Source organism: Pseudoalteromonas sp. US3C1013 (assembly GCF_048401115.1).
GTDB lineage: Bacteria > Pseudomonadota > Gammaproteobacteria > Enterobacterales > Alteromonadaceae > Pseudoalteromonas > Pseudoalteromonas undina.
The window spans coordinates 1,549,304-1,574,696 of the sequence record NZ_CP183075.1 but is presented as its reverse complement, the minus strand read 5'-3'; the positions used below and the strand labels follow the sequence as shown (position 1 = coordinate 1,574,696).

General features: G+C 39.8%; 27 protein-coding genes. 18 read left to right on the top strand and 9 right to left on the bottom strand.

The genetic code is table 11. The features are described 5' to 3' along the window. Nucleotides 1-103 precede the first annotated feature (103 nt). A complete protein-coding gene (gene asnS / locus ACNSN2_RS07330) occupies nt 104-1,501 on the bottom strand; it encodes an asparagine--tRNA ligase (protein ID WP_008113822.1) in 1,398 nt (465 codons plus the stop codon). 286 nt (nt 1,502-1,787) lie between these two features. Here asnS and ACNSN2_RS07325 point away from each other — a divergent pair, with 286 nt between their 5' ends. After that, a complete protein-coding gene (locus ACNSN2_RS07325) occupies nt 1,788-2,222 on the top strand; it encodes an ATP-binding protein (RefSeq protein ID WP_008113825.1) in 435 nt (144 codons plus the stop codon). A gap of 3 nt (nt 2,223-2,225) precedes the next feature. On the opposite strand, the gene ACNSN2_RS07320 is transcribed toward ACNSN2_RS07325, so the two are convergent. From ACNSN2_RS07320 to bioA, 6 genes are all read right to left on the bottom strand, one after another. Then, the gene (locus ACNSN2_RS07320; RefSeq protein ID WP_418608956.1) at nt 2,226-2,855 is read right to left on the bottom strand and encodes a Vat family streptogramin A O-acetyltransferase; all 630 of its coding nucleotides are present in this window, start codon (nt 2,853-2,855) and stop codon (nt 2,226-2,228) included. Between the two features lie 30 nt (nt 2,856-2,885). After that, nucleotides 2,886-3,896: an ABC transporter ATP-binding protein gene (locus ACNSN2_RS07315; RefSeq protein WP_418608955.1), complete on the bottom strand. Its 1,011-nt coding sequence runs from the start codon at nt 3,894-3,896 to the stop codon at nt 2,886-2,888. Between the two features lie 12 nt (nt 3,897-3,908). Then, complete coding sequence (locus ACNSN2_RS07310) at nt 3,909-5,408, bottom strand: ABC transporter permease (protein WP_418608954.1); 1,500 nt, start codon at nt 5,406-5,408, stop codon at nt 3,909-3,911. Further along, nucleotides 5,408-6,448, bottom strand: a complete 1,041-nt coding sequence (locus ACNSN2_RS07305; protein ID WP_075169196.1) for an ABC transporter substrate-binding protein — start codon at nt 6,446-6,448, stop codon at nt 5,408-5,410. The genes ACNSN2_RS07310 and ACNSN2_RS07305 overlap by 1 nt, the downstream gene beginning before the upstream one ends. Continuing rightward, nucleotides 6,449-7,261 (bottom strand): hypothetical protein, encoded by an 813-nt coding sequence (locus tag ACNSN2_RS07300; RefSeq protein ID WP_054201198.1) that lies wholly within the window; start codon nt 7,259-7,261, stop codon nt 6,449-6,451. A gap of 179 nt (nt 7,262-7,440) precedes the next feature. Continuing rightward, the gene (gene bioA / locus ACNSN2_RS07295) at nt 7,441-8,742 is read right to left on the bottom strand and encodes an adenosylmethionine--8-amino-7-oxononanoate transaminase (RefSeq protein WP_418608952.1); all 1,302 of its coding nucleotides are present in this window, start codon (nt 8,740-8,742) and stop codon (nt 7,441-7,443) included. Nucleotides 8,743-8,837: 95 nt separating this feature from the next. On the opposite strand from bioA, the gene bioB reads away from it, so the two are divergent. From bioB to htpX, 6 genes are all read left to right on the top strand, one after another. Beyond that, nucleotides 8,838-9,878, top strand: coding sequence for a biotin synthase BioB (bioB, locus tag ACNSN2_RS07290; RefSeq protein ID WP_010390068.1), 1,041 nt, complete (start codon nt 8,838-8,840; stop codon nt 9,876-9,878). A 14-nt stretch (nt 9,879-9,892) separates the two neighbouring features. Beyond that, entirely contained in the window at nt 9,893-11,047 is a 1,155-nt protein-coding gene (locus tag ACNSN2_RS07285) for an aminotransferase class I/II-fold pyridoxal phosphate-dependent enzyme (protein ID WP_418608950.1), read from the top strand. After that, nucleotides 11,044-11,877, top strand: coding sequence for a methyltransferase domain-containing protein (locus tag ACNSN2_RS07280; protein ID WP_418608948.1), 834 nt, complete (start codon nt 11,044-11,046; stop codon nt 11,875-11,877). The genes ACNSN2_RS07285 and ACNSN2_RS07280 overlap by 4 nt, the downstream gene beginning before the upstream one ends. Before the next feature lie 10 nt (nt 11,878-11,887). Beyond that, the gene (gene bioD, locus ACNSN2_RS07275; protein WP_054200970.1) at nt 11,888-12,571 is read left to right on the top strand and encodes a dethiobiotin synthase; all 684 of its coding nucleotides are present in this window, start codon (nt 11,888-11,890) and stop codon (nt 12,569-12,571) included. Nucleotides 12,572-12,727: 156 nt separating this feature from the next. After that, on the top strand, nt 12,728-14,287 hold the full coding sequence (locus tag ACNSN2_RS07270) for an FAD-dependent oxidoreductase (protein ID WP_418608945.1): 1,560 nt from the start codon (nt 12,728-12,730) through the stop codon (nt 14,285-14,287). Between the two features lie 252 nt (nt 14,288-14,539). Beyond that, nucleotides 14,540-15,403, top strand: a complete 864-nt coding sequence (htpX, locus tag ACNSN2_RS07265) for a protease HtpX (RefSeq protein WP_138606147.1) — start codon at nt 14,540-14,542, stop codon at nt 15,401-15,403. A gap of 71 nt (nt 15,404-15,474) precedes the next feature. On the opposite strand, the gene gloA is transcribed toward htpX, so the two are convergent. Continuing rightward, nucleotides 15,475-16,002: a lactoylglutathione lyase gene (gene gloA, locus ACNSN2_RS07260; RefSeq protein WP_128583810.1), complete on the bottom strand. Its 528-nt coding sequence runs from the start codon at nt 16,000-16,002 to the stop codon at nt 15,475-15,477. A gap of 384 nt (nt 16,003-16,386) precedes the next feature. On the opposite strand from gloA, the gene ACNSN2_RS07255 reads away from it, so the two are divergent. The 8 genes from ACNSN2_RS07255 to ACNSN2_RS07220 all read left to right on the top strand — a co-directional run bounded on the left by ACNSN2_RS07255 (nt 16,387) and on the right by ACNSN2_RS07220 (nt 20,856). Beyond that, nucleotides 16,387-16,776 (top strand): hypothetical protein, encoded by a 390-nt coding sequence (locus ACNSN2_RS07255; protein ID WP_418608943.1) that lies wholly within the window; start codon nt 16,387-16,389, stop codon nt 16,774-16,776. Beyond that, the gene (locus tag ACNSN2_RS07250; RefSeq protein WP_418608941.1) at nt 16,769-17,155 is read left to right on the top strand and encodes a hypothetical protein; all 387 of its coding nucleotides are present in this window, start codon (nt 16,769-16,771) and stop codon (nt 17,153-17,155) included. The genes ACNSN2_RS07255 and ACNSN2_RS07250 overlap by 8 nt, the downstream gene beginning before the upstream one ends. Nucleotides 17,156-17,199: 44 nt before the next feature. Beyond that, nucleotides 17,200-17,946 (top strand): hypothetical protein, encoded by a 747-nt coding sequence (locus tag ACNSN2_RS07245; protein ID WP_418608939.1) that lies wholly within the window; start codon nt 17,200-17,202, stop codon nt 17,944-17,946. Between the two features lie 86 nt (nt 17,947-18,032). After that, complete coding sequence (locus tag ACNSN2_RS07240) at nt 18,033-18,722, top strand: hypothetical protein (protein WP_418608937.1); 690 nt, start codon at nt 18,033-18,035, stop codon at nt 18,720-18,722. A 50-nt stretch (nt 18,723-18,772) separates the two neighbouring features. Then, nucleotides 18,773-19,159 carry a hypothetical protein gene (locus ACNSN2_RS07235; RefSeq protein WP_109874625.1) on the top strand — a complete coding sequence of 129 codons (387 nt, stop codon included), beginning with the start codon at nt 18,773-18,775 and terminating at the stop codon, nt 19,157-19,159. A 177-nt stretch (nt 19,160-19,336) separates the two neighbouring features. Continuing rightward, nucleotides 19,337-19,639 (top strand): hypothetical protein, encoded by a 303-nt coding sequence (locus ACNSN2_RS07230; RefSeq protein ID WP_418608935.1) that lies wholly within the window; start codon nt 19,337-19,339, stop codon nt 19,637-19,639. A 130-nt stretch (nt 19,640-19,769) separates the two neighbouring features. Then, a complete protein-coding gene (locus ACNSN2_RS07225; protein WP_109874627.1) occupies nt 19,770-20,456 on the top strand; it encodes a DUF4386 domain-containing protein in 687 nt (228 codons plus the stop codon). Between the two features lie 166 nt (nt 20,457-20,622). After that, a complete protein-coding gene (locus ACNSN2_RS07220; protein WP_418608933.1) occupies nt 20,623-20,856 on the top strand; it encodes a hypothetical protein in 234 nt (77 codons plus the stop codon). A 493-nt stretch (nt 20,857-21,349) separates the two neighbouring features. On the opposite strand, the gene ACNSN2_RS07215 is transcribed toward ACNSN2_RS07220, so the two are convergent. Further along, nucleotides 21,350-21,712 carry a hypothetical protein gene (locus ACNSN2_RS07215; RefSeq protein ID WP_131724684.1) on the bottom strand — a complete coding sequence of 121 codons (363 nt, stop codon included), beginning with the start codon at nt 21,710-21,712 and terminating at the stop codon, nt 21,350-21,352. Nucleotides 21,713-21,902: 190 nt separating this feature from the next. Here ACNSN2_RS07215 and ACNSN2_RS07210 point away from each other — a divergent pair, with 190 nt between their 5' ends. The 3 genes from ACNSN2_RS07210 to ACNSN2_RS07200 all read left to right on the top strand — a co-directional run bounded on the left by ACNSN2_RS07210 (nt 21,903) and on the right by ACNSN2_RS07200 (nt 25,298). Then, the gene (locus ACNSN2_RS07210) at nt 21,903-23,612 is read left to right on the top strand and encodes an amidohydrolase (RefSeq protein WP_418608931.1); all 1,710 of its coding nucleotides are present in this window, start codon (nt 21,903-21,905) and stop codon (nt 23,610-23,612) included. Nucleotides 23,613-23,845: 233 nt separating this feature from the next. Beyond that, on the top strand, nt 23,846-24,217 hold the full coding sequence (locus ACNSN2_RS07205; protein ID WP_054200959.1) for a hypothetical protein: 372 nt from the start codon (nt 23,846-23,848) through the stop codon (nt 24,215-24,217). Between the two features lie 124 nt (nt 24,218-24,341). Then, entirely contained in the window at nt 24,342-25,298 is a 957-nt protein-coding gene (locus ACNSN2_RS07200; protein WP_418608929.1) for a cyclase family protein, read from the top strand. Nucleotides 25,299-25,393 lie beyond the last annotated feature (95 nt).

Sequence of the window (25,393 nt, the reverse complement as noted above, 5' to 3'; positions counted from 1 at the left end):
TAAGCGGGAGGCAAATTGTACAAGTATTTATGCACATGAATATATCAAACAATAAAAAACCAACCCGCGGGTTGGTTTTTTATTTAACGTTACAAAGCTTAGCTTAGTAAGTTGCGCTGCCTTTAGTACGTGGGAACGCAATTACATCACGTACGTTACCCATACCGGTAACATAAGCAACTAAGCGCTCAAACCCTAAACCAAACCCAGAGTGTGGCACGCTACCGTATTTACGGAGGTCGCGGTACCAGCTGTAGTCTTCTTTGTTTAAGCCCATCTCTTCAAGGCGTGCATCTAATACATCAAGACGCTCTTCACGTTGTGAACCACCAATGATCTCACCAATACCTGGTGCTACTACGTCCATAGCAGCAACAGTTTTGCCGTCTTCATTTTGACGCATGTAGAATGCTTTAATATCACGCGGGTAGTTTTTAATAACAACCGGTGCTTTAAAGTGTTCTTCAGCTAGGTAGCGTTCGTGCTCAGACTGTAAATCTACACCCCATTCAACGTCGTACTCAAATTTCTTGCCACACGCTTTTAAAATCTCTACAGCGTCGGTGTAGTCAACTTGGGCAAAGTCTTTTTCAACAAATTCTTCTAAACGGCTAATGGCTGTTTTTTCAACACGTAATGCGAAAAATTCCATGTCGTCACGGCGTTCTTCCAATACGGCTTTAAACACGTACTTAAGCATGTTTTCAGCAAGTTTTGCGATGTCTTCTAAATCAGCAAACGCAACTTCTGGCTCTACCATCCAAAATTCAGCAAGGTGTCGTGATGTATTAGAGTTTTCTGCACGGAACGTTGGGCCAAAGGTGTAAATTTTTGACATTGCTGAAGCGTACGTTTCACCGTTTAGCTGGCCAGATACCGTTAGAAAGGCTTCTTTACCAAAAAAGTCTTCGCTGTAATCAATCTCGCCTTTGTCTGTCATTGGCAGATTTTGCATATCAAGCGTTGATACACGGAACATCTCACCTGCGCCTTCACAGTCACTTGCAGTAATAATTGGCGTGCTGATCCAGTAAAACCCTTGCTCATGGTAAAAACGGTGGATTGCTTGTGCTAAACAGTTACGTACACGTGTTACTGCGCCAATCATATTAGTGCGAGGGCGAAGGTGAGCGTGTTCGCGTAAATACTCAATGCTGTGGCGTTTAGCCGACATTGGGTAGGTGTCTGGGTTTTCAACCCAACCTAACACAGTTACTGAGTTAGCTTGAATTTCGAAAGATTGACCTTGTCCTGCTGATTGTACTAATACACCGGTAACCGACACAGAACAGCCTGCTGTTAAGCTTGTAACTTCATCATAATTATTCAGTGAATTAGGAACTACCGCTTGAATAGGATCAAAACACGAACCGTCATGAACGGCTAAAAATGATATTCCTGCTTTTGAATCGCGGCGTGTACGGATCCAGCCTTTAATGGTTACTTGGCTGTCTACCGCAACATTGCCTTTTAATAGCTCTGAAATCGCTAAATGGCTCATCTTCACTCCAATGATATAAGTTGCCTAACTATATAAATTAACTGTGCGTTACTCATGCTTTTTAGCATTTGAGGTCACTGCACTTGAACCTTGTATAATACCTAGTAAAGTAAAATAAAAAAACTGTTGTGGGCAACTCTTTAAAAGTTTTTAGTGGTACGTTGTTTTTTTAACCAATTTTTGCAGTTAAATAACCACTATTACCATTTGTTGCTCTGAAATTTCATCAATTTGTGGCATTATTAGTAAATAAACCGAATTGACGTATTAATAAAAAATGGATGCTATGAAACAAGTTTTTATTTTACGAGGGCTACCAGGCAGTGGTAAGTCATATTATGCGCAAAATCTCGCCGAGGAACTTTCCGGAGCAGATGAAAGCCAATATTTTATTTGCTCAACAGATGATTACTTTGTTAACGAGCAGGGTGAGTATCATTTTGATAAGTTTAAATTATCGCAATATCATAATTTAAACTTGGCCCGTTTTATTAATGCCTTAGCACAAGGCATTGAACTGGTAATAGTGGATAACACCAATATTAAAAAGTGGGAATTTATTGCCTATTCACAAGCAGCCATTGCTTTAGGCTATCAGGTAAAAGAAGTGATTGTTGGCGAAGTGAAAGATAAATCAATGCAACACTTATACGCAAAACGCAATAGCCATAACATACCGTTAAAAACGATTAGTAAAATGGCTTATATGTTTGAGTGGTAATTATTAAATTTTAGCTAATACGTCTATATCAGAGTGTGTAATGGCATCTAAATGAGCGGTGATTTTTTCACTGCTCCAATCCCACCATGCAATTGCTAAAAGTTTATTAATAGTCTCATCATCAAAACGCTTTTTTATCAATTTTGCAGGGTTACCCCCTACAATACCATAGGCAGGCACATCAGACGTTACCACGGATTTACTTGCTATAATGGCACCATCGCCGACTTTTACTCCTGGCATAATGGTGGCGTTGTAACCAATCCACACATCATTACCTATTTCAGTATCACCTTTAAAAGGAAAGTCACCTTGTTGAGGCGCAGATTTTCCCCAGCCATTACCAAATATAAAAAATGGATAGGTAGAAAAGCCGGAGGTTTGATGATTAGCCCCATTCATTATAAAAGTAACGTCTTTAGCTATCGCACAAAACTTACCTATGATAAGACGGTCCCCGATAAAATCGAAATGGTAAAGTACATTTTTTTCAAAGTTTTCAGGGCCGTCAGGGTCGTCGTAATAGGTGTAATCACCAACATCTATATTCGCAGAGGTGATAAAGTTTTTTAAATAACCTACTTGAGGAAACCCTTCCATAGGTGATGGATTGTTTGGATTTGGTCCGTTCATAGTTTCCTCTAGAGTAAAATATATAAAGCGCTAGCTTTTAAATGCCGCCAGTGGATGAGAGGTACTAAGCGATACATGTACGTTATCACCAGGATTTACCACTACTTCATGACTCACGCGACTTGAAACCACAGTACCACAGGCTAGTTTTATGGCGCATAATCTGCTGCCGCCTTCAAAGCGTACCCAAATTACTTCGCCATTATTTCCTACACTGCTTTGTACTAATAATACATCATCTGGACGAAGTAACACCTCTACCTCACCGTTTTCACAGTCAACACCATGAGCGGGAACATTACCAATATCGGTAAGTGCTTGGCCGTTATTCAGCGTTCCTTTTATAAAACTAGCTTCACCTAGAAAGCGTGCCACAAAGCGATTATTGGGTGCACTAAAGCATTGCTCTGGGCTATCAATTTGCTGTATTTTTCCGCCTTTTAGTACACCCACGCGATCGCCCACCGAAAGTGCTTCTTCTTGATCGTGCGTTACCCAAATAGCGGGTACGCCGGCTTCTTTAAGCGCATTACGTATATCCCAACGTAGCATGTCTTTTAAAGCCGCGTCTAAGTTTGATAGTGGCTCATCAAGTAATACAAAGTCTGGCTGGTGGGCTAGGGTGCGCGCTAATGCAACACGCTGTTTTTGTCCGCCAGAAAGTGTCGCTGGTTTTTTATGTCTAAACGCATCTAAACCGAGTAGCTTTATCCAATGATCAGCAGGGCTTGTGTCTTTTAGTTTAAAACACACATTTTGCTCAACCGTTAAATGGGGAAACAACGCAAAGTCTTGAAACACCATACCCACACTGCGTTTTTCAGGGGCTACAGTATGCTTTGGTGTAGCAGTCCATTTAGCAACTTTAATTTCGCCGTCGCTAATTGGTAAAAGCCCAGCTAGGGCTTGTAAAATAGTACTTTTACCACAACCTGTTGGACCAACAAGCATTAAAATTTCGCTTTCACCTAAAGTGAAATTTAAGTCACTAACAACACGATTACTGCCATAATCTATAGACAACTGACTTACAGATAGCATTTATATAAATCCTTAATGTTCAAACTGGTTGCGTTTCTCGCCAGACATCATAATAGCTAAAGCCGCCGCCGAAATCACCACCAACAATAACCCAGGTATTGCTGCGCGGCCAAAATAACCGGCTTCGTAAACACGCCATAAATACGTAGATAAGGTTTCAAAACCAGTTGGACCCAATAATAGTGTGGCTTCTAATTCGCGCATTGACTCTAAAAATACTAAAGCAGCACCTGCAATAATACCCCGCATAGTCAGTGGTAAAGTAATACGTGTGAAAGCTTCACGTGGGCTTGCGCCTAACACACGGGCTGATTTTACTAAGCTTGGATCAAGGTGCTCGGTGCTGGTACGCACAGAGCCAACCGCAAGTGGTAAAAAACGTAGCATATAAGCAATGATCAATAAGCCCAGTGTTTGATATAAAAATGGCAGTTGTAAGCCGCCATACACAAGCGCTGTGCCCATAACAATCCCAGGAATACCAAAACCAAAGTAAGTAACGCGTTCCATCACTTTGCCTGCTTTTCCGGTTAAAGCAGCATGCGCCACAGGAATAGCCACAATAACTGTAACAATAGCTGCAATGGCTGAAGCGTAAGTAGAGTGCCATGCAATACTAAAATCAAACGAACTGAAACCATCACGCACTAGCCAAAGTGTAAATACTGCGAGTGGTAAGCCAATAGCAAGTAATAAAATTGGTGCAAAGGTGGCAAACATCGCGCCTAATTGCCATTTTTTTGGGAATAAAATAAGGGGCCGGCCTTGGCGTTCAGACGCAGTTTTAATTTGCGATTCAATTATTAGTAAAAAGCCAACAATTACCATTAGCTGCATAGACAACATAGCAGCACGGCTCAGTTCAAAGGCGTTATATTCTACGTAAATAACACGAGTGAAGGTATCTAGACGCATCATTGCCGGTGTACCAAAGTCAGATAACGTATACAAGGCAACGAGTAACGAGCCCGCAGCAATACCATTTACAACACGGGGCAAAATAACTTTAAACACGCTTTGTGTCATCGACATCCCCAATGTACGCGCTGCATTGACCATACTGGCATCAAGACTAAGTAGGGATGAGCGGGTTGTCATCATTACAAATGGGAATGTATACAGGGTCATTACAATGGCGGCGCCAGTTAAGCCATACATAGAAGGGGTTTCAAAACCAAGTATGTTATGTATTTCACCACCAGGGCCAAATGCAGCATAAAGCGTAAATGCACCAATATAACTTGGTATAGCTAAAGGGGCGGCAAATACTACTAACCAAAACTTTTTAAATGGCAGCTGCACATAAGCGCTAATAAACGCCAGTGGCACACCAATTAAAATTGAGCCTAATACAGTTAAGCCCATTAACGACAGAGTATTTCCTAAAATGGTTAAATTATGGCTATCAAAAAAAGAGCTTGCGTCACTGGCAAGCGTTATTAAAACAAAAATAGGAGTAAGGGTAACAAGCGCTGCAAGCAGCGCCATAGGATAAGATGGTGGTATTCGCATTATAAAACGCCGCTGCTGCGCATTAAGTCAATAGTTGGACGTAAGTCAGCCAACTGGGTTAAGTCTATTTTAGGTGGCGAAATACTGGTTAATTTAGGCAAGCCATCAGGTTGCTTTATGTCATTTACTAGCGGAATTTCATACGCTTCGCTCGCTAAATAACTCTGTACTTCAACGCTGAGTAAATAGCGCATAAAGTTAGTTGCTAGTGGGTCGTCAGATAGCGATAAAATACCGGAGGCATTCACTAAACAACCAGCATCTTGCTCTGTAAATGCAAGATCGAGTTTAGCGTCGGGCTTACCAGACTTCAAACGTAACGTGTAGTAGTGATTAGCAAAACCAATATCTACTTCACCACGTTCAACGCCCATTACTACACCGAGTTCGCCAGCGTAAGTTTTTGAGCGTTTTTGCACTTTTTTAAGCCATTTAGCAGTTTTATCATCGCCTTCTAAAATTCGCATAGCGGTAACAAACGATTGAAAAGAAGCATAAGCTGGTGCCCAACCAATACTTAAATCACTGTCGGCTATTTCCATAATGCTTGTTGGAATTTGCTCTTTGGTTAAACGCTCAGTATTAAAAGGCAAAGTACGTATACGACCAGTTACAGGAGCCCACTCATCGTATCTAAACTGTGGCTGTAGCTGTGCAGATAAATCACTAGGCATAGGTTTAGCAAGGCCAGCATCGGTTACTAAACCAATAGCGCCCGAGTCTACAGCCCAAAATAAGTCAGCACGTTTAACACCTGCTTTAGCTTCGGCAACAATCGTATTAGCCAAAGCTGCAGTTGGGCCGCGTCGAATAGCAAGGTCTAAATCCGGGTTCTTTTTTTGAATGGCTTGTAAAACGTTTTCGTATAAGCCACCTTCACCACGTCCTAAATAAAGGGTGAGTGCGCCTTTCAGTTTAGGTAATGTATCTACCGACACGGGGTTGGCAATATCAGCGGCAAACGCGCGTGAAAGAGATAGCGGCAAAGCGCCAGCTATCCCTAACGCAGCTAAGCCTTGAATAAAGGTTCTGCGTTCCACTTAAAATACATCCTTACGTGACTTTTCTGCTTTTTCAATTAGCGTTTGTGCACGAGTTAACTTAGTTTGCATATCAACAACCACTTCGCGTACTTGATTTACTGTTTTATTACCTGAAATAGCCTGCGGTAGGGTTACGTTAAAGTCTTTTTCAAGTACTTCTACTAAGTTAGCGTCTTGCTCAATGAGTGTGCCTTCTACACCTTCAAATAAATGCAGGTAAGTATCGTGAACTATGCTTGTTGCTTCATCGCTTAAACGTTCTGCGTATTTAGCGACCACTCGGTCTAATTTGTGTTTAATTTCATCAATGGTCGCGCTTTGCGTCATTTCTTTTGTTGCTGTGGCTTTAACGCTTTTTAATAACCCTTTTTGTTGAAACTGAGCCGCTAGCTTAACTGCGCCTAGGCCTTGCCATAAAGCATTGTTCATTGCTTGTTGCTGCAAACGTACTTCTGAGGCTGGCTTTTTGTTATCAATAGCCATTTTTATGCCATACAAACCTTGCCAAATAGAGGCATACACAGGGACATAATTTGTTTCTATTGCGCTGTGAAATTTAACCGATTCCCAGTACTCAATTAAGTCATCAGTATTAACCGCTTTAGCGCCTTTTTTCTCGTAATCGCTTACTAGGGTATCAACCTTTGAAACCATCCACTCAACGTCTTCGTTGTAGGTTTTTAAATTAGCTTGAAGGTGATTAACATGCTCACCAATTGGGCCGTTAGCAAGTGCCGGTTGTGCAAAAATCGCAGAAGCGAGTAAAAAAGTTGCACTTAATGTCTTGGCAGGCTTAAGTAATATTTTCATAGCAAGTGAGTCCATAAATGTTATTGTAAATGATAGTCATTATCATATCCCTAAACATCCCTTAGATCAACACACTAAATCAAGCCAAAGGGTTAAATTTACTAAACTTTACAGAGGAATAATAACTAAATAGAAATATCAATTTAATTTTAACTTTAGTGGCTAAAATAATTAACCATCTATACGTAATGTTTACCCTTTATGGCGTTATATATAGCATCGCAAAGCTTTTTAATACTGGTATCGTTACTTATATACGGTGGCATTAAGTAAATTAACTTACCAAACGGGCGTATCCACACTCCTTGGCTAACAAAATAAGCCTGTATTTTAGCTACATCTACTATTCCTGCCTCATCTGTCAGTTCTACGACGCCAATTGCACCTAAAGTGCGCACATTAGCTACATCAGTAAGTGAGCCACACTGATGTAATTGTTGAAGTGCTTGGTTTACTTCACAAATTCGTTTTTGCCAATCTTGTTCAAGCAATAAGTCTATACTGGCACATGCCACAGCGCAGGCGAGTGGATTGCCCATAAATGTAGGTCCGTGCATCAAAACACCGGCTTCACCTTCGCTAATGCCTATCGCTATTTTATCGGTCGTTAACGTGGCTGATAAGGTCATGGTGCCGCCGGTGAGTGCCTTGCCAATACAAAGTATATCTGGCTGAATATTGGCATGCTCCACAGCAAACATTTTACCGGTACGGCCAAAGCCTGTGGCAATTTCATCACAAATGAGCAATACATCGTATTGAGTACATAACTTGCGCACACAGGCTAAATATTCAGGATGATAAAAGTTCATTCCTCCCGCGTTTTGCACTATGGGCTCAATAATAAAGGCGGCAACTTGCTGGTGGTGTTTTAAAAAATAGTGTTCTAATTCATCCGCCTCGGCTTGATTAAACTCGTCATTAAATTGGCTAACAGGTGCAGGTACAAATACATGATTAGGTAAAAAGCCGGAATACAAGCTATGCATAGAATTAACCGGATCGCACACACTCATGGCTGCAAAAGTATCGCCATGATAGCCCTTAAATGGAGTCATTAACTTTTGTTTAGTATTAATGCCTTGGCTTAACCAATACTGCAGTGCCATTTTAATCGCTACTTCAACACTAACCGAGCCGCTGTCGGCTAAAAATACTTTGTTTAAATGTTCGGGCGTTATTGCTACTAGCTTTTTACAAAGCTCCACTGCGCTGTAATGCGTAATGCCGCCAAACATTACATGGCTCATTTTATTGATTTGCTCTGTCATCGCATTATTTAAAACGGGATGATTGTAGCCATGTATTGCGCTCCACCAAGAGGCCATACCGTCGATGAGTTTCTCGCCTGTTTCTAGGTGGATAAGGTTGTGATTGGCATGTGTAACAGGGTAAACCGGAATTGGTTGAGTCATTGATGTATAAGGGTGCCAAATGTGATTTCGGTCAAAATCAAGGTCTATTGTGTTTTTTATGCTCATATGTAAACTTTAATTAAGTTAGCTTCGTTGACAATGGTACGGCAATACGTATTCTAAGCCAATAACACCAAGAGCAAAAAATAAAAGAGAGTATTATGGAGCTTGCAACAGTTCGCCACGATTGGACCCATAGCGAGGTTAAAGCCTTATTTGAAATGCCGTTTAACGATCTGCTTTTTAAAGCCGCGACCGTACACCGTGCTAATTTTAATCCTAATCAGGTGCAAATTTCTACTTTACTATCAATAAAAACAGGTGCTTGCCCTGAAGATTGTAAATATTGCCCGCAGTCGGGTCATTATAAAACCGACCTAGAACGAGAGCGCCTGCTAGAAGTAGAAAAAGTAGTAGAGCAAGCACGCCTTGCAAAACAAAAGGGTGCAACCCGTTTTTGTATGGGCGCTGCGTGGTCAGATCCTAAAGATCGTGATATGCCGTACATTTCAAAAATGGTTAAAGAAGTAAAAGAGCTTGGCCTCGAAACCTGTATGACCCTAGGTAAGCTTACCAATGAAAAAGCGCATGCGCTGAGTGATGCAGGGCTTGACTACTATAACCATAATTTAGATACCTCACCTGAATACTACGAACAAATTATATCTACCCGTACCTTTGCAGACAGACTAAACACTATTGATCATGTGCGTGATGCCGGTATGAAAGTTTGTTCTGGTGGTATTGTCGGTATGGGTGAGCAACCCAGCGATCGTTATGGGTTATTAATGCAATTGGCTAATTTGCCTCAGCAACCAGAAAGCGTCCCAATTAACATGCTAGTAAAAGTAAAAGGGACACCGCTTGAAAACGTAGACGACTTAGATCAGTTTGAGTTTATTCGTACTATTGCCACCGCGCGTATTATGATGCCGCACAGCTATGTACGATTATCGGCAGGGCGCAGCGCAATGAATGAGCAAATGCAATCGATGTGTTTTTTTGCCGGTGCTAATTCCATTTTTTATGGTGATAAACTCCTTACTACCGAAAACCCAGAAGCTGATGCTGATATGCAATTAATTAAAAAACTGGGTATGAACCCTGAAACGGCAGAAGACTATTCAGATGAAGCCGTTGCTGCGTCTTTATCTTCTAAAGTGGCCGATAAAGCCAGTTCAGAATTGTTTTATCCTGCTTAACATTGTGTATTGCTATGTCATTTGATTTTATAAATAGCCATTTACAAGCGCGCCAGCAAAGCGCGCTTAACCGCAAGCGTTATGTTATTGAGCAAGCCAGTGCGCGTGAAATTATAGTTGATAATAAACGTTATCTTAACTTTGCCAGTAACGACTACCTAGGCTTTGCGGATGAGCCCACTTTGCTTGAAGGTATGCATAGCTTAGGAAGTCATAGTTCTGCTTTAGTTACTGGCTATCAAGGTGCGCAGCAACAGCTCGAAAAATACTTATGTGCTCAGTTGGGCTATAACAATGCCATGCTGTTTAATTCGGGATTTAGTGCTAATAGCAGTGTTATAAAAGCGCTATTTCAAGATAAAGCCATTGCTCAGCAAAGTGCGATTTTTCAGGATAAACTTAATCATGCGAGCTTAATCGACGGCGCATTGCATGCAAACGCAGCACTTGTGCGCTTTAACCATAACAACATGAATCATTTACGTTCACGGCTCGAAAAGTCCAATGCTAAGTATAAATTGATCGTGAGTGAGGGTGTATTCTCGATGGATGGTGACCAAGCACCTTTAATCGAGTTACTGAGTTTAGCTAAAGCACATAACGCCTGGTTAATGATAGACGATGCGCATGGCTTTGGCATACAGGGTAAATCGGGTTTGGGAAGCTGTGAGCCACTTATAGCGGCAGATAATTTGCCAGATATTTTAGTGATCACCTTTGGTAAAGCGGTGGCAAGTAGCGGGGCATGTGTATTAGGTTCGAGTGAATTTATTGATTACATGCTGCAGTTTAACCGCGATTACACTTTTTCGACCGCAATGTCGCCATTTATTGCTTCGCATACATTATCAAGAATCAAAACCATACGTGATGCTAACCACAAACGAGGCAAATTAAACGCTAATATTGCTTTATTTAAACGTTTAGCCAATGAGCACAAAATTGCCTTAATGGATTCAACAACTGCCATTCAACCCCTAGTTTTAGGGTGTGCCGAACAGACCTTAAAAGCCTGTGAGCAGCTCAAACAGCAGGGGATTTGGCTAACCGCTATTCGCCCGCCCACGGTGCAGCATAATACCTCAAGGCTTCGCGTTACCTTAACCGCCGCCCATACCGAGCAAGATATTACAACATTGGTAAATTGTTTAAAAAAGGCCATTGCATGATAAACGCACAAGCTGCAAATACGAACTCGCGTATAAAGTCACCGTTAGCTTGTTTAGCTGTTAATAGTTTAAAGCAGGTAACGCAACGAAAGTTTTCAACGGCGGCAAACCAATATGTAACTCATGCGCATGTACAAAAACAAGCCGCAATCGATTTAATTAAACTCATTAAGCTTGATGCGAGCACAAAGCACAAACATTGTGTTGATTTAGGCGCTGGGCCGTTAGTGAATACCGAAGAGTTACAAGGAATATATAAACAGGTAATTGCCATGGATTTAAGCCTTACCATGCTTAAAAATAGTGCAGTAACCGCACCGCGTATTTGCGCCGACATGGATAATTTACCCTTTCAACAAAATAGTATTGATGTGGTATTTAGTAATTTTGCAATGCAATGGTCGGCTAATTTTGAAATGCTAATGTATTCATTACATTCAGCTTTAAAGCCCGGTGGGCATGCGTACATAAGTACGGTGGTAGAAGGCTCACTACATGAAATAAAAACGGCGTTTGCCGCGCTCGATTCGCATAGCCACATTAATAACTTTTTAAGTAGCGATAATATAAACCAATCGGTCAAAAAGGCAGGGTTTATTGTTAATAACGCGACAGAGGTTATTTATACTGATGAGTTTACCAGCCCGCTTAAAGCGATTAGTTCAATTAAAGCCATTGGAGCAACGTCGCAAAATAAAGCAAGCCAACGCCCTGGTTTATTAACTAAATCGGCGCTACAAAAAGTATGTGCGGCGTATCCGCTTATAAACAACCAAGCCCATGTATCTTACCATGTGGTATTGTTATCATTAGAAAAAGCAAAAATTTAAAGGTAAGGCAATGCAGCAATTTTTTATTACCGGTACCGATACCGACGCGGGTAAAACCCACGTAACTAGTTTGCTATTAAAATTACTCGCCCAACATAAGCAGCGTGCAATAGGTTTTAAACCGATTGCATCAGGGTGTGAACTTGCGTTTGATCAGCTCGTAAATGCCGATGCCTTAATGCTAATGGAAAGCGCGACTGTGAGTGCTAAATACGACATAATTAATCCGTTTGCTTTTGAGCCCGCCATAGCTCCGCACATTGCAGCAGAGCAAGTGGGAGTAACCCTAAGCGTTGAAAAGCTACTTACCGCTTATAAAAATGTGAAGCAACAAGGTGCAGACTACCTGCTAACAGAAGGTGCGGGCGGCTGGGCATTGCCAATTAACGACAACGAATATTTATATGACTGGGTAAAAGCAGAGCAATTACCCGTAATGTTGGTAGTAGGGATGAAACTAGGCTGTATAAATCATGCATTACTCACTGCAGCACATATGCAAAGTATGGGTGTTAATTGCATTGGCTGGATTGCCAACCAAGTTGATGCCACTATGGATGAATACCAAGCAAACCTAGATTCGCTTAAAACACGTTTACCATTCCCGTTGCTTGCTATAAGCCCCTATACCGAGCAAACCCCTAAATTACAAATTTATAAAACCCTTCTTACTGCACTTGCTATAAATGCCTAAACTATACTGCTTTGTAATTTTATAAATATACAAAGCAGTTTATATATTAAATACACCGGTTTAATAAATATGTTTAGCGCCTTGAAATACACACCTTATATGCATATATAACGCTAATTACTCAGTGCTATTGTTACTAAGGAAATAACAAATACAATGACCCACCCATTTATTAAGAACTACGCTTATAATACGCAGTTGAAGGCCGAATCAGCTCTACCAAAAAGAGCTCTACCTAAAACCCGTGTAGGTATTTTAGGTGGGGGAACTGCAGGGGCAACAATTGCGATTCGCCTTGCGGCATTGGGCATAAAAACGACTATATTTGAGAAAAAAACGTCACTTATTGACGGCCCTCCTATGTGCCATCTGCACGCCGGTGGTAATTTATACCGTGAAATTCCAGATCAAGACTGTATAGATTTACTAAAACAGTGTATCGATATTTTACGACTATATCCTTACAGCATAGATGTACGCCCAACTGTATTTGCTGTGCCAACGCGTGATGATGATTCACCGGATGATTTACTGCCAAGGTTAGACAAGCTTACTAACGCATATAAAGACTTAATTGAACAAGATCATAATAATAAAGTTCTTGGCGAGCCTGATAATTACTATCAGCTTTATAGCCATGAGCAAATGATAACCTTGAGTAAAAAAGAGCAGGTTACTGAGCCTAAAACGCTAGATGAGTGGATGATCCCCGTTGCTAAGCATTTAAACTTAAACAAAGTAAAATACCCACTTATTGTTGTTCAAGAATACGGTTGGAATATATTTAGATTATCAGCAAGTGCGCAACTTGCGCTTGCCCAGTACGAACACGCTAACGTGCTTACCAGCACAGAGGTAAAGCAAGTCAGCAAAGTTGAGCAAAGTAGTGCTAAAAATCAAATGCCAAAATGGAAAATTGAATATCAAAACAACCAAAGCAACAAGACCCAAACAGCAGAAGTAGATTACCTTATAAACGCCTGTGGCTTTCAAACCGGTATTGTTGATGACATGGTAGGCGTAAAGCCCAAGCGTATGGTCGAATTTAAAGCCTCATACATTGCACACTGGCAAGGCGCTGGCGGGAAAATACCCGAAATTATTATTTATGGTAACCGAGGCACACCCGAGGGCATGGCACAATTAACGCCGTACCCTAATGGCTTTTATCAAATTCATGGTATGACTAACTCAATTACCTTGTTTAACGATGGCCTAGCAGATACAGCCGAGCAAACGGCACAGCCACAACTGCCTGCTAAGTACTTAAATTATATAAATAATGGTTGGGATCAGCAGGTGCTAAAAGCACGTGGTCAAAAAGCGATTGATTATGTAGCTGAGTTTGTACCAGAATTTAAAAACGCTAATACGCAAAACAATGCCTTGTTTGGCGGCCAACAGATCCCAGGCGAAGACGACACCTTGCGCGTTGCCGACGTAAGTTTATATTCGCATATTAGCTACGCACGAGCCGAAAATGTAAAAGCGTCATCAACTTTGATCGCTGCTGACGAAATAGTAGCTGAATTTGTAAAGCTTGGTTTAATTTGCACAGAACACGACAGTAATAACCACCGTAAGCATCACCAATGGGCCTACCTTAAGAACAGTCGCAATGAAGATATAAGTAAAATTGCACAAGTACTTGCAAAAGAGCGAGGCTTCCCCACAGATATGGCAAATGTTAATCACGGTATATATAAAAGCGTATAGTATAAAAACAAAATAACTTATTGAATTATATTGTTTTTAGAAGTGTATTTTTACTGTTGAACAGAAAAAAACCTAGAAAGTTTAACTTAATTAAATATATATAAAACTTTAAAAATATCCCTTGCGTTATGACATAGTTTGTCACAGAATAGCGTTGATGTTATGACATAGTGTGTCATAACGCAGTGATTGCTATGGCCGATCAACAAAAAGAAGTCGCTCAGCAATAAATGTTATTTTTGGAGACCATGTATGAAACGTGTATTTTTGTTTTTATTAACTAACCTCGCGGTTATGTTGGTATTAGGTGTTGTGCTTTCAATCATAATGAGTGCGCTGGGCTTAAGCCATCGTAGCCTGGGTGGTATTTTATTAATAGCTGCTGTATTTGGTTTTGGTGGGTCGTTTATTTCTTTATATATGTCGAAATGGATGGCGAAAAAATCAACCGGTGCACAGGTTATTACTAAACCAAGTAACGAAACCGAGCAGTGGTTAATGAATACCGTTGCTACGCAAGCTAAAAAAGCCGGTATTAATATGCCGGAAGTGGCTATTTACGACAGCCCAGAAATGAACGCGTTTGCAACCGGCCCGAGTAAAAATAACTCGCTGGTGGCGGTAAGTACGGGTTTATTACACAACATGACCCAAGATCAAGCCGAAGCGGTGCTTGCGCACGAAGTATCGCACGTGGCTAATGGCGACATGGTAACGCTAACGCTTATTCAAGGCGTGGTTAATACCTTTGTTATTTTTGCCGCAAAAGTGCTGGCGGGCATAGTAGATAATTTTATAAATAGCGATGAAGAAGAGGGCGGCAGCAGTTGGACTTACTTCTTATTCGATATGTTATTCCAAGTATTATTTGGTGTACTAGCAAGTGTGGTGGTTGCCCATTACAGCCGCAAGCGTGAATTTGCAGCCGATAACGGCGCAGCTCAGTTGGTAGGCGCAGACAAAATGCGTTCAGCCCTTGAGCGATTAAAGCAAAACCACCCATCGCAATTAGAAGGCTCAATGATGGCCTTTGGTATTGCCAGTGGTAAAGGCATGGCTGAGTTGTTTTCATCTCACCCACCGCTTGATGCACGTATAGACGCACTACGACGTTAAAAAATTCAAGTTTTCACAGTACTTGTAAACAAAAAGCCTGCATTTGCAGGCTTTTTTATGTTTAATAGTTTTTATTGCGATTGAATAATGTCTGTAATGCCCTCTGGCGAGAGTATTTCAATCCAGTAACCGTCAGGGTCTTTAATAAAGGCAAGGCCTTTCATTGAGCCGCCATCTGGCTGTTTTACAAACTCCACATCGTATTTAGCAAAGCGTTCGCAGGCAGCGTATACATCCGGTACGCTAATACCAATATGGCCAAAGCCTTTTGGTTCTTCATTACCACTGTGATAACCGCTAAAGCTGTCGTCGTTTTCAGTACCCCAGTTATGGGTAAGTTCAATCAGAGCAGGGCGGCGAAACACCCATTGAGTTTTTTCTTTATCATCGCCTTTAGGCATATCTTGCTCGTAGCCTAAAAAGTACAAAGTAAACTCCATACCAGGAAAGTCGTACTTTCCTAATAGTTTCATGCCCAATACGTTTTCATAAAATGCCAGCGACGGTTTTGGATCTTTAATACGCAACATGGTTTGCTGCATCACAAAGCCCTCAGTGGCCTGTGCAATTTGCTCTGGAGATTCGTTATAGCTAGACATGAGATAATCCTTAATAAAATGACTGAAAAAACCTTAATGGATTTAAAAAGGCAGGGTATACGCTCATGATAATAAACAGCAGCAAAAATTAAAACCACCTTGCTAAATTACCTGCCAGTGAGCTGAATGTTTTATAAGCGAAAAATGGCATATTTAGAGATGCTGTTTATTTATACAGTAATGGTGTTTTGTCCAATATTACTGATCTCCACCATTTTGGGGTATCTCTGCATTTATGAAGTATGAGCTGTAGTTAACTAGTTGTTTACAGGTGTTTATTTGAGGGTTAAGATAAATGCAATGTAATATATGGACATTTGTCGGTTTATAAAACGACAGTTGTCGTAGACAAAGTTGTTATGTTTTATCCAAGAATAGAGTCAGATGAATAATCAAAAAAAGCTAAAGAAATATACAGGCTCTCTCCTTTCATCCCTATCAAGGTATATCAAGAAAGGGATGAATTTAAGTGCGACTGTCTATCCTGCAAATGATGAAGGCGCAATAATCGAGATATTGATCGAAGAGAGCAAAAAAAATGAAATAACAATCGTTGATTCTGTCCCTCGAATTAACGATACGCTGGAGAAAGTCGACCAACGCCTGATTGGCGGGAATATTCAGGGTGTTACGTTCCGCGGAACGAACCTTTATATGGACGGTAATCGAATTCTCATTATCAAAGGAGAAGATGCTCATAACGAATGGAGTAATGCTGCAGTATCAGAGGATGTAAAAAGAATCGTGTCTCCGAAAGGAGGCTCAGATGATTGAAAATATCAGGCAGGATGAAACCAAAGGTTCGGTCGATGAGCGACTTATGGTTCTTGAGAATTCTTTATTAAATCGCTGGGATAGATGGTTCGGAAAGAACCCTGGTGTTGTATTAGGCATTGTGGTTTTTACTTTAGCTAGCGGAGGCTGGGTTTTTCATACATACCAACTAGATTATGTTAAGAAGGATTACGAATCTCGCATAAGTTGGCTCAAGGAGCAAAATGCATTGGCACTAAAAAATGGCAGTGATAAGTGTTCGATTGAAAAGAATAAAATCGAAAGACAGTGGGAAAAATGCAGAGAAAACAACATAACAAATCAATCTAGTTCGCAGCCTTCGGCTGCTGGGACGCCGCAAAGCGGCGCCCCTAATTGAGGCGTTATGTTTCTATCGGAGTTTAGTCGTACATGGATGATCAAATGAAGAAATTAAGTCCTGCAGAATTAGCCGTTTTATGGCTTGCAAATAGCACGAACGAAGAAAAAAAAGATTCACCTGTTGTCTTAGCCTCTAACTCGACATTAACTTTAATGATCGTTTTAGCAAATGGTGTTGCAAAATTAGAAGACGAATCTATTGAACAAAAAGCATTAGACGTAATATCAAAGTACAGCCAAAATTTGGTAAAACACCTTAAAACAAGAGGTGGTTACATAAGATATGATCAGCCAGTCAAAAAGCTAATTGAAAACCTTGAAGAAATAGGTTTTCCAATTATCGATGAAAATCACATTATTTCCGAAAAAGATTCGAAGCGTTCAAAAGCATCTATTAGCTATGAGCTCGCAAACGAAGAATATGACCTTGCATTATCTTATCTAGAAGATAATGAATTATTAATTGATCCTCCTTGGTATAAATCTAAAGCCGCAGCAGTTCCTTTAATTGTATTATTAGGCTCAGTTCCTTTAGAAATCAATGTTAAAACAATGGAAGGTGAAGCTGTAACTACACAGATTAGTGCAAAGTTCTGGGATTATGAAAACAAGACAGACGGTGAAAATAGTGAAACTAAAGTTAATATCAAGATTGCTAAGTTTATTGATAAAGCAATCGGAAGCTTAAGTAAAGGCTTTGCAGATACGTGGAGCGAGAGTAATCCTGAGCGTATTGATAATTTAGATAAAGAAGAAAAGAAACATAACAAGTCAATTAAGCAGGACTAAAAACAGCAGGCTATTGCTCGTGCCTCGCTTATTTTAGCCATCAATTTTTAGCCTCTTATTGAGGCGTTAAGCGTCTAAGGAAAATTATGCTTCTAGCAATTCATAATGGGGAACGCAAAAGAGCAGAACAAGCGGCTAGCGGAGCAATTGGAACTTGCCCTTGGACGCAGCATCCTGTCAAAGCTCATGTTGGACTCCTAAGACAGTATTGGGCTTATGTAGGAGGGGCTCCAACCTTTACTAACGGATATGAACCTGAATCTGAGTGGCACTTAACTTGGAAAACACCAGTCCAAGATCAATATTGTGAAGTTATATTTGGCAATAATAATGAACATAGGGCCGATATTCTAGGCTCAAACGATACTGTAATCGAAATACAACGAAGTATTATTGATATTAGAGAATCTCGTGAGCGAGTAGAATTTTATCAACGTGAAACAGGAAAGCGAGTAATTTGGGTTGTAGATATTCAAGAATTTTGGAGGAAAAGGTTTCTCTTAGATGGCAAGCCAGACCGCGAAGGAAAGTACAAGGTCAGTTGGAAGCCAAAAAGAACTTGGCTTTGGGATTTGGCTGCTAATACTAAAACTAATTTATTTTTAGAATTTAACCAATCCAATGACAAGCTATTGCATGTTTGGGTTCATAATAAAGAGATGTTAGCTAAATTTATTGCGAAATCTGAGTTCTTTGAAAGATATATGCTTGGAGTAGCCAAGCCTGAATTTAGTGATATTGAATATGCAGTCACGGTATTACGAGGCAACGCTTAACAAGGCATTGCAGCGGACGAGCCGCTGAATGCGGCGTTAGGTAACTATGGATGGTCAACCTTCTTAATCAAGCATTACGAAGCAGAGATGTTAGAAAACTCGTAGAACCTCATTTGCACGAAGTTGTTTGGGATTCTGGCGTTGATGAAACCAGCGAGTGGGTAATGGCTTCATTTGAAGATCTAACTCATATCCAAAAATTGGAGTCTTGGTTAAATAGCAAAGAGATTTCGGATTCCATCGAAGTCATTTTAACCGATACTGCTTGGTCTGAACTTCAGCAAACAACTTGGGATGCTCTGCTTAAGAAACCAGACGATTACTTTAATCAAAAACATATGCTTGTAGTTGCAGCAGATCGCTCTTGGATAATGGAGTATACCCCACAACAGATAATTAGATTTGGGCGTTGGGTAAAAGTTACCTGCCGAGTTTGAATTGGCAGTTAATTGAAACGTGGACGGTGTCCACTTTATCGGGTGAAGATCACAAAAAACAGTTGGGTATTTTCACTCCGTTCAACATTTTAGCCAACAATTTTTTGCACTCTTAGTGCGGCGTCGTTATATGTAAATCAATAAGTAGGCATTATGCGGCTATAAACACTAGAAGAATTGCAAGCCAATCTTGATAAGGTGATTTCTGAAATTGATACGAATGAATTCGATGATGACCTTGTTAGGCAGTTTATAGAGCATCGTGTTATTCCATTAGCTTTTGGTGTTCACACGTATTCAAAAATGATTGTACGTAAGGTTGTGACAAAGGAAGAAGAGAGCAAGTTTAACAAGAACCTTAGTGTTTATAATCAAATTGAAAGCACACTAGCTCAAAGAGCATATGAGTATTCTACAGAAGAGTTGTTTAATCAGCTTGTCGCATGTAAGAAAATTTTGGATGCTAACATTCAAAATTAAAAAATATAACCAGGTAATCAAAGACCGCCCACAAAAGGGCCTGAGGGCTGGACCTCCACTGCTGTGCAGCTCCGGCCCTTTATCTCGGCGTTAGGCATTTAAACACTCAGCAATCACAGGATAATTATCAATGGGGAATAATGGTTCATCATTTAAGTTGTATGTTAAGCATTTAGGTGCTGCGTACTTGATTTATATAATTTTAGGGATGTTTAATTCACTACTATTTAAGCAAGGTATATACAACTTTGGGGCCTTTGATGAGGTTGAGATTAAGTTCAGACTTGCTCAAACTATAGATATTATTATGTTTATAGCGGTTATTTGGGCTTCATGGGCACAGTACTTAGTTACTAAAACGATAAACAAAAATTTTGCTCTCGTGGCACTACTTTTCAGGTTTGGAGAAGGGCTTCTCGGCTTTGTCGCAACAATCATTACATTGGCAGTGATAGCAGTTTTAAAGAATCCAGAATTTTCAACTGTATTTCAAGATGAGCAGCTGCATACATTAGCTAGCATATTTGTGAAAATAAGTGGCTCGATGTGGGATGTTCTTTTAATTATCATGGGTATTGGTGCCACGATTTTCATGTATTTGTTCTACGTTTCCAATTACGTACCTAAGTGGTTGGTTCTTTGGGGACTATTCACTTATATTTCGATGGTGGTGTATGGTTTTTCAAATATTGTTCTACTTAATCCACCTCAAGTATTGAGTTACTTCATGATGCCGGGAGCTTTTTTTGAAATAACGTTTGGCCTTTGGTTGTTAATCAAAGGAATAAACATCCAACCTGATAAAAATCATGCCTAACAAGGACAAATGTAGAACCAAAGAGGTCTGTAGAACCAAAGGGGCAAATCTTGACTTTAGACATCAAATTCATGCGGCAATCTTATAAGCTGTTTTTAAAATAAAATGCTGGTGGCTCACTATATAATTAATTTCTAAGTTAAATTTAAAGTAAAAGGAAGTTTTTATGAAAGGTATTAGACGTTTTTGGTTTTGGTTTACGCTAGTTGTGTGCCCATTGTTAATTATTTTAGGTGTGGCTACCTTTGCACAGTTATTAGGGCAGTACATGTATTCTCAGCAATTTAGTTTTTCGTCGCTGTTTAGCTTTCAAATTGCATTTATTGGTGGTGGTGTTTGTGCTTTTTCTGTATTTTTAAGCACATTAAAAGAAGCAAAAATACGCTTTTTTGCAAAATGAGGGGTTAATAAGGAAACTACGGTTGTTGGTGGGCTCGCTAGGTTTGCTTGGTTTTGAGCCTCTTTTAAAACGGGTGTAAAATTAACAGCTATTAAATGGACGATTCAAGGATGAACAAAGGATTATTAAAATCGTGGAATGACGATAAAGGCTTTGGCTTTATTAAATCAACCACACAGAGATGAATGTATTTATAAAATGGTTGATTTTAGCTGCATTAATTATTGCCGCTATTGCTTGTTATTCGTATGGTAGCACACTGGTTTATTTTTTTTATTATTGCGGGCTTTGTTTTTGAAATGGCGTTTTGGTTTAAGGTGTTTCCTATAAAAAAGAAATCATCATGATGGAAGTCGATTTTACTCACCAAAGAAAAACTTATGCCACACAGATAAATCCTTCATTATTTTGCTAGAGTAGTTATTAGTTTAAAAAAATAATGGAGTACTTAATCACTCCATTATTTGAAAGAACTTTAATTTAGTGAAATTATTTACTCTGTTTCAGCTTCTAAAGACTTTCTATCGTCTGCAAATAAACCTTTCCATTTGCTTGGAATATAGCTGTCGATTATTTTTGTTTCAGTATTTAGTTCTGCGAGTGAGTCTTTTAATCGAGCCATAGTTTTTGGTATATTTTGGCTAGTATCACCAACTACTGAGCGAACTAAGCTTTGACTAAGTTGATTGACAGAGATCCCACCAGACTGTTGTTCGAATGTGGTGTATACATCAACTTGATAACCTGTTTGATATTGAACAACACATATGAAGAACGTTGTTCTTTCACTCCATCCGCTAACTGATTTATCTGACTTCATAGTGAGAATAGGAGATTCACACTGAGGTATTTTCATAGCTGAACCTCCTGATGCTTGTGATAAAGCTGAGAATCCGCTCATCACGTTACCTAACTGTGTATTTTGAAATGGACTAACTAATTTAAAACGAGATGCTTTAATATATTAATTATGGGTGTCACTTTATGTTTTTGTTTAAAACATCATGTGCTAAATTTAATACAGCTATATTTACAGGGAAGATAACATGACAAAGCGATTACGTTTTTTATTACCATCAGTATTATTTTGTTTTGGAACAAGCGCGCTAGCAGCTGATCCGGTTCTTTATTACGGCGGAGATATTCTCACTATGGAAGGAGAAAAGCCGCATTATGAGGAAGCTTTAGTTGAGTCAGAAGGGCGGATTGTTTACCTTGGCAGCTTAGCGAAGGCCAGAGAAAAGTTTGACAATCTACAAAACAAAGACCTTCAAGGGAAAACACTTTTACCCGGTTTTTTGGATGCCCATAGCCATATGTACAATACGGGTTTAATTGCGCAATTGGCAAATTTATTACCTCCTCCCGATGGCCCCGGTGCAAATTTTAATAGTTTAGTGACAACAACCAAAAAGTGGATGGAGTCTGCTGAAGGGAAATTCATTATCGGAAAATTTGGTTGGGTGTTAGCTAATGGATATGACGATTCGCAGCTTAGCGAAAAACAACATCCAACTAAAGATGTTCTAGATAAAATTTCGTCTAAATACCCAGTGCTTATAATGCATCAATCGGGTCATCTAGCAAGTGTCAATTCTAAAGCTCTAGAAGTGGGTGGCTACACAAAGGATACCAAAGACCCCAAAGGCGGTGTAATTAGACGTTTGGCCGATAATAGTCCTAATGGCGTGCTTGAAGAAGCGGCTTTTTTTAATCTATTACTGCCTATTGTTGCCACTAAATCTGATGCTGAAGTACAACAGAGGTCCATTGAGCTTGCTCAGGTGGAGTATGCTAAAAATGGATATTTAACAGCTCAAGATGGCCGCACCACAGCGGATGCGACTTCGGCATTAGAAAGAGCAGCTCGTGAAAAATCGCTATTCATTGATGTTGTTTCATACCCTGACATTGTTTGGAATAAGTCAGCTGTTAAAGCCAAATTTTATAAATCAGATCGCAGTTATGTTAATCGATACCGAATAGGGGGTGTTAAATTAACTTTAGATGGTTCACCACAAGGAAAAACGGCTTGGTTATCATCACATTATCATACGCCGCCTGAGGGTAAACCGCTGGACTATAAAGGTTATCCTATCATGAGTGATGAGGTGGCCATTAAACATATAAACACTGCGTTTAAAAACAAATGGCAGATTATTGCTCACACCAATGGTGATGCCGCGATTGATCAATATATTAAAGCTATTAAAGTGGCTAAAAAAAGTTATGGGTATGATGATCACCGTAGCGTGATGATTCACGGCCAGACTTTACGTAAAGATCAAATCCCGGATTTAGTAGATTTAGGGATCTTCCCATCGTTGTTTCCTATGCACACTTTTTACTGGGGCGATTGGCATGTAGAGTCTGTTTTGGGGCACCCAAGGGCAGATTATATTTCGCCATCACGAGATGTAGTTGAAGCTGGTTTAACGGTTACTTCTCACCATGATGCCCCTGTGACATTTCCAAATTCAATGCGAGTGCTCGATGCAACGGTTAATCGTATTACACGTTCGGGTAAAGTATTGGGGCCGGATCAACGTTTAACGCCTTATGAAGGGTTAAAAACTTTAACACAATGGGCTGCTATTCAATACTTTGAAGAAACGAGTAAAGGTACGCTAGCTGAGGGAAAGCTCGCGGATTTCGTCATTTTAAGTAACAACCCTTTAAAAGTGGAACCACTGACCATTAAGGATATAAAAATAGTGCAAAGTATTAAAGAAGGTCATGTTGTATATTCAAATTGATATACAACATGAAACAATTTTAACGCTTAACTATACGACGGCTTTAGTCGCCGTCGTATTAAACCTCAGCCTTGAGGTGCAACAGTGAAGTTTGAGATTTAATGAATATTTATAAAACGTCTAATGGTTAATTCTTTGTAAAATTTTGTACCTTTTTTGTTTACTTTTTAATTTCATATGCTAATTTTTAAATGCTCGATTGAGCTAATAATAATCAAATTTAAGGATTGAAAATGAAAAATGTACTAAAAACACTATTTATTTGTGGTGCTGCGCTTACAGCTAACTCTGCTTTTGCAACTGATCTTGTTTGCGATGTATATCCAAATGGCTCGGGTGGAAACTCAATGAATGGAAGAGCAAACTGCTTTACCGTAGATTTTAGTTTTGGTAACCAGACTACAGGAAAGTACTATTTACAGAATATTTCAAAACCGATTAACAAGGTAATTTGGCAAGGCGATGCATCTTGCACAGGTGGAACTTCGTGTAATATGACTGTAAGAGCTTACAGAAGCTATAGTGCATCTGCTTTAATTTTGTATAAAGATGGGACCTATGAAACGACAAATACGTCTCGTATGAGCTATGAAACAGGTCATTAGTAATCATCGCTTATAATAGAAGAACAATATAGATCAGTATTTATTGTGAGAATGCATGTAGCGGCTTATTTTAGTCGCTATTTTTTTGGATAGCGTGTTAAACATATACAGATAAGGAGATACGATGAAACTGGCAATGTTGATGTCGTTTATGTTTTTTTTAATTAGTTGTTCGAGCTTAGCGACCAATAGCAAAGAATTAAGTAAATCTAAGCAAACTGAAGAGTTTATTACTCTTGTCAGTCATGCCAAAACCTATGACCTGTCTCATAATTGGGATGAAAATTCCCCAATAGCGTCCGTTAACCCAAAATACTCAATGGCACTTAATGCAACCCATGCTGATACACGTGGTACATTTGGTGATAACAATCAGCTCTCATTCACCTCAGAAATAATGCAATGGAGTGGTCACCATGGAGGTCCAACTATTGATGCGTTAGGTCATATTGGTCGAGATGGTTTACTGTATGGTGGAGTAGATGCGGCGCAAGCGACCAATGATCGCAGAGGAATAGGACGCAGTGGTGTAGGGAGTGACTTAGGAATTGATCATTATCCTGTAAAATTATTGAGTAACCGAACGGTATTACTTGATGTGGCTCGCTTTATTAACGGTGACGATACCCCATTGGCTGCAGATTTTGACATAACGGCGTCACATTTAAAAAGAACAGCAAAATCGCAAGGTGTAAAAATTAAAAAAGGCGACACTGTGTTTATTAGAACGGGGTGGGGGCAATATTTTGCTAATAGCCCACAGCAATATATTGCAGAACATGCCGCAGGCGTTGGTGTAAGTGGTGCACAGTTTTTAATAAAGGCTGGTGCAAGTGTTGTGGGTAATGACACCCTTACTTTTGAAAAACGCCCACCTATTGCTACAGAACCCTCATTTCAGGTTTTTCCGGTACATATGATGTTATTAGCAGATAACGGTATTTACATAATAGAAAACTTGTTCCTTGAGGAGCTAGCAAAAGAAAAAGTCTATGAGTTTATTGCCATTGTGCCGCCGCTTAAAATACGTGGTGGCACTGGCTCGGCATTACGCGTATTTGCACTTACAAGTAACTTATAGTTGAATAAAGAGTAAGGTTAATAGTGGTTACTGTTTTTATATACAGTGGTATCGTTTTTTGAAATAAGAAACATACACAAAGAGTATTTTTCTTT

Coding starts and splice junctions, on each gene's coding strand:
- asnS (WP_008113822.1), bottom strand. CDS start 1,501: ATGAGCCATTTAGCGATTTCAGAGCTATTAAAAGGCAATGTTGCGGTA.
- ACNSN2_RS07325 (WP_008113825.1), top strand. CDS start 1,788: ATGAAACAAGTTTTTATTTTACGAGGGCTACCAGGCAGTGGTAAGTCA.
- ACNSN2_RS07320 (WP_418608956.1), bottom strand. CDS start 2,855: ATGAACGGACCAAATCCAAACAATCCATCACCTATGGAAGGGTTTCCT.
- ACNSN2_RS07315 (WP_418608955.1), bottom strand. CDS start 3,896: ATGCTATCTGTAAGTCAGTTGTCTATAGATTATGGCAGTAATCGTGTT.
- ACNSN2_RS07310 (WP_418608954.1), bottom strand. CDS start 5,408: ATGCGAATACCACCATCTTATCCTATGGCGCTGCTTGCAGCGCTTGTT.
- ACNSN2_RS07300 (WP_054201198.1), bottom strand. CDS start 7,261: ATGAAAATATTACTTAAGCCTGCCAAGACATTAAGTGCAACTTTTTTA.
- bioA (WP_418608952.1), bottom strand. CDS start 8,742: ATGAGCATAAAAAACACAATAGACCTTGATTTTGACCGAAATCACATT.
- bioB (WP_010390068.1), top strand. CDS start 8,838: ATGGAGCTTGCAACAGTTCGCCACGATTGGACCCATAGCGAGGTTAAA.
- ACNSN2_RS07285 (WP_418608950.1), top strand. CDS start 9,893: ATGTCATTTGATTTTATAAATAGCCATTTACAAGCGCGCCAGCAAAGC.
- ACNSN2_RS07280 (WP_418608948.1), top strand. CDS start 11,044: ATGATAAACGCACAAGCTGCAAATACGAACTCGCGTATAAAGTCACCG.
- bioD (WP_054200970.1), top strand. CDS start 11,888: ATGCAGCAATTTTTTATTACCGGTACCGATACCGACGCGGGTAAAACC.
- ACNSN2_RS07270 (WP_418608945.1), top strand. CDS start 12,728: ATGACCCACCCATTTATTAAGAACTACGCTTATAATACGCAGTTGAAG.
- htpX (WP_138606147.1), top strand. CDS start 14,540: ATGAAACGTGTATTTTTGTTTTTATTAACTAACCTCGCGGTTATGTTG.
- gloA (WP_128583810.1), bottom strand. CDS start 16,002: ATGTCTAGCTATAACGAATCTCCAGAGCAAATTGCACAGGCCACTGAG.
- ACNSN2_RS07255 (WP_418608943.1), top strand. CDS start 16,387: ATGAATAATCAAAAAAAGCTAAAGAAATATACAGGCTCTCTCCTTTCA.
- ACNSN2_RS07250 (WP_418608941.1), top strand. CDS start 16,769: ATGATTGAAAATATCAGGCAGGATGAAACCAAAGGTTCGGTCGATGAG.
- ACNSN2_RS07245 (WP_418608939.1), top strand. CDS start 17,200: ATGAAGAAATTAAGTCCTGCAGAATTAGCCGTTTTATGGCTTGCAAAT.
- ACNSN2_RS07240 (WP_418608937.1), top strand. CDS start 18,033: ATGCTTCTAGCAATTCATAATGGGGAACGCAAAAGAGCAGAACAAGCG.
- ACNSN2_RS07235 (WP_109874625.1), top strand. CDS start 18,773: ATGGTCAACCTTCTTAATCAAGCATTACGAAGCAGAGATGTTAGAAAA.
- ACNSN2_RS07225 (WP_109874627.1), top strand. CDS start 19,770: ATGGGGAATAATGGTTCATCATTTAAGTTGTATGTTAAGCATTTAGGT.
- ACNSN2_RS07220 (WP_418608933.1), top strand. CDS start 20,623: ATGAAAGGTATTAGACGTTTTTGGTTTTGGTTTACGCTAGTTGTGTGC.
- ACNSN2_RS07215 (WP_131724684.1), bottom strand. CDS start 21,712: ATGAAAATACCTCAGTGTGAATCTCCTATTCTCACTATGAAGTCAGAT.
- ACNSN2_RS07210 (WP_418608931.1), top strand. CDS start 21,903: ATGACAAAGCGATTACGTTTTTTATTACCATCAGTATTATTTTGTTTT.
- ACNSN2_RS07205 (WP_054200959.1), top strand. CDS start 23,846: ATGAAAAATGTACTAAAAACACTATTTATTTGTGGTGCTGCGCTTACA.
- ACNSN2_RS07200 (WP_418608929.1), top strand. CDS start 24,342: ATGAAACTGGCAATGTTGATGTCGTTTATGTTTTTTTTAATTAGTTGT.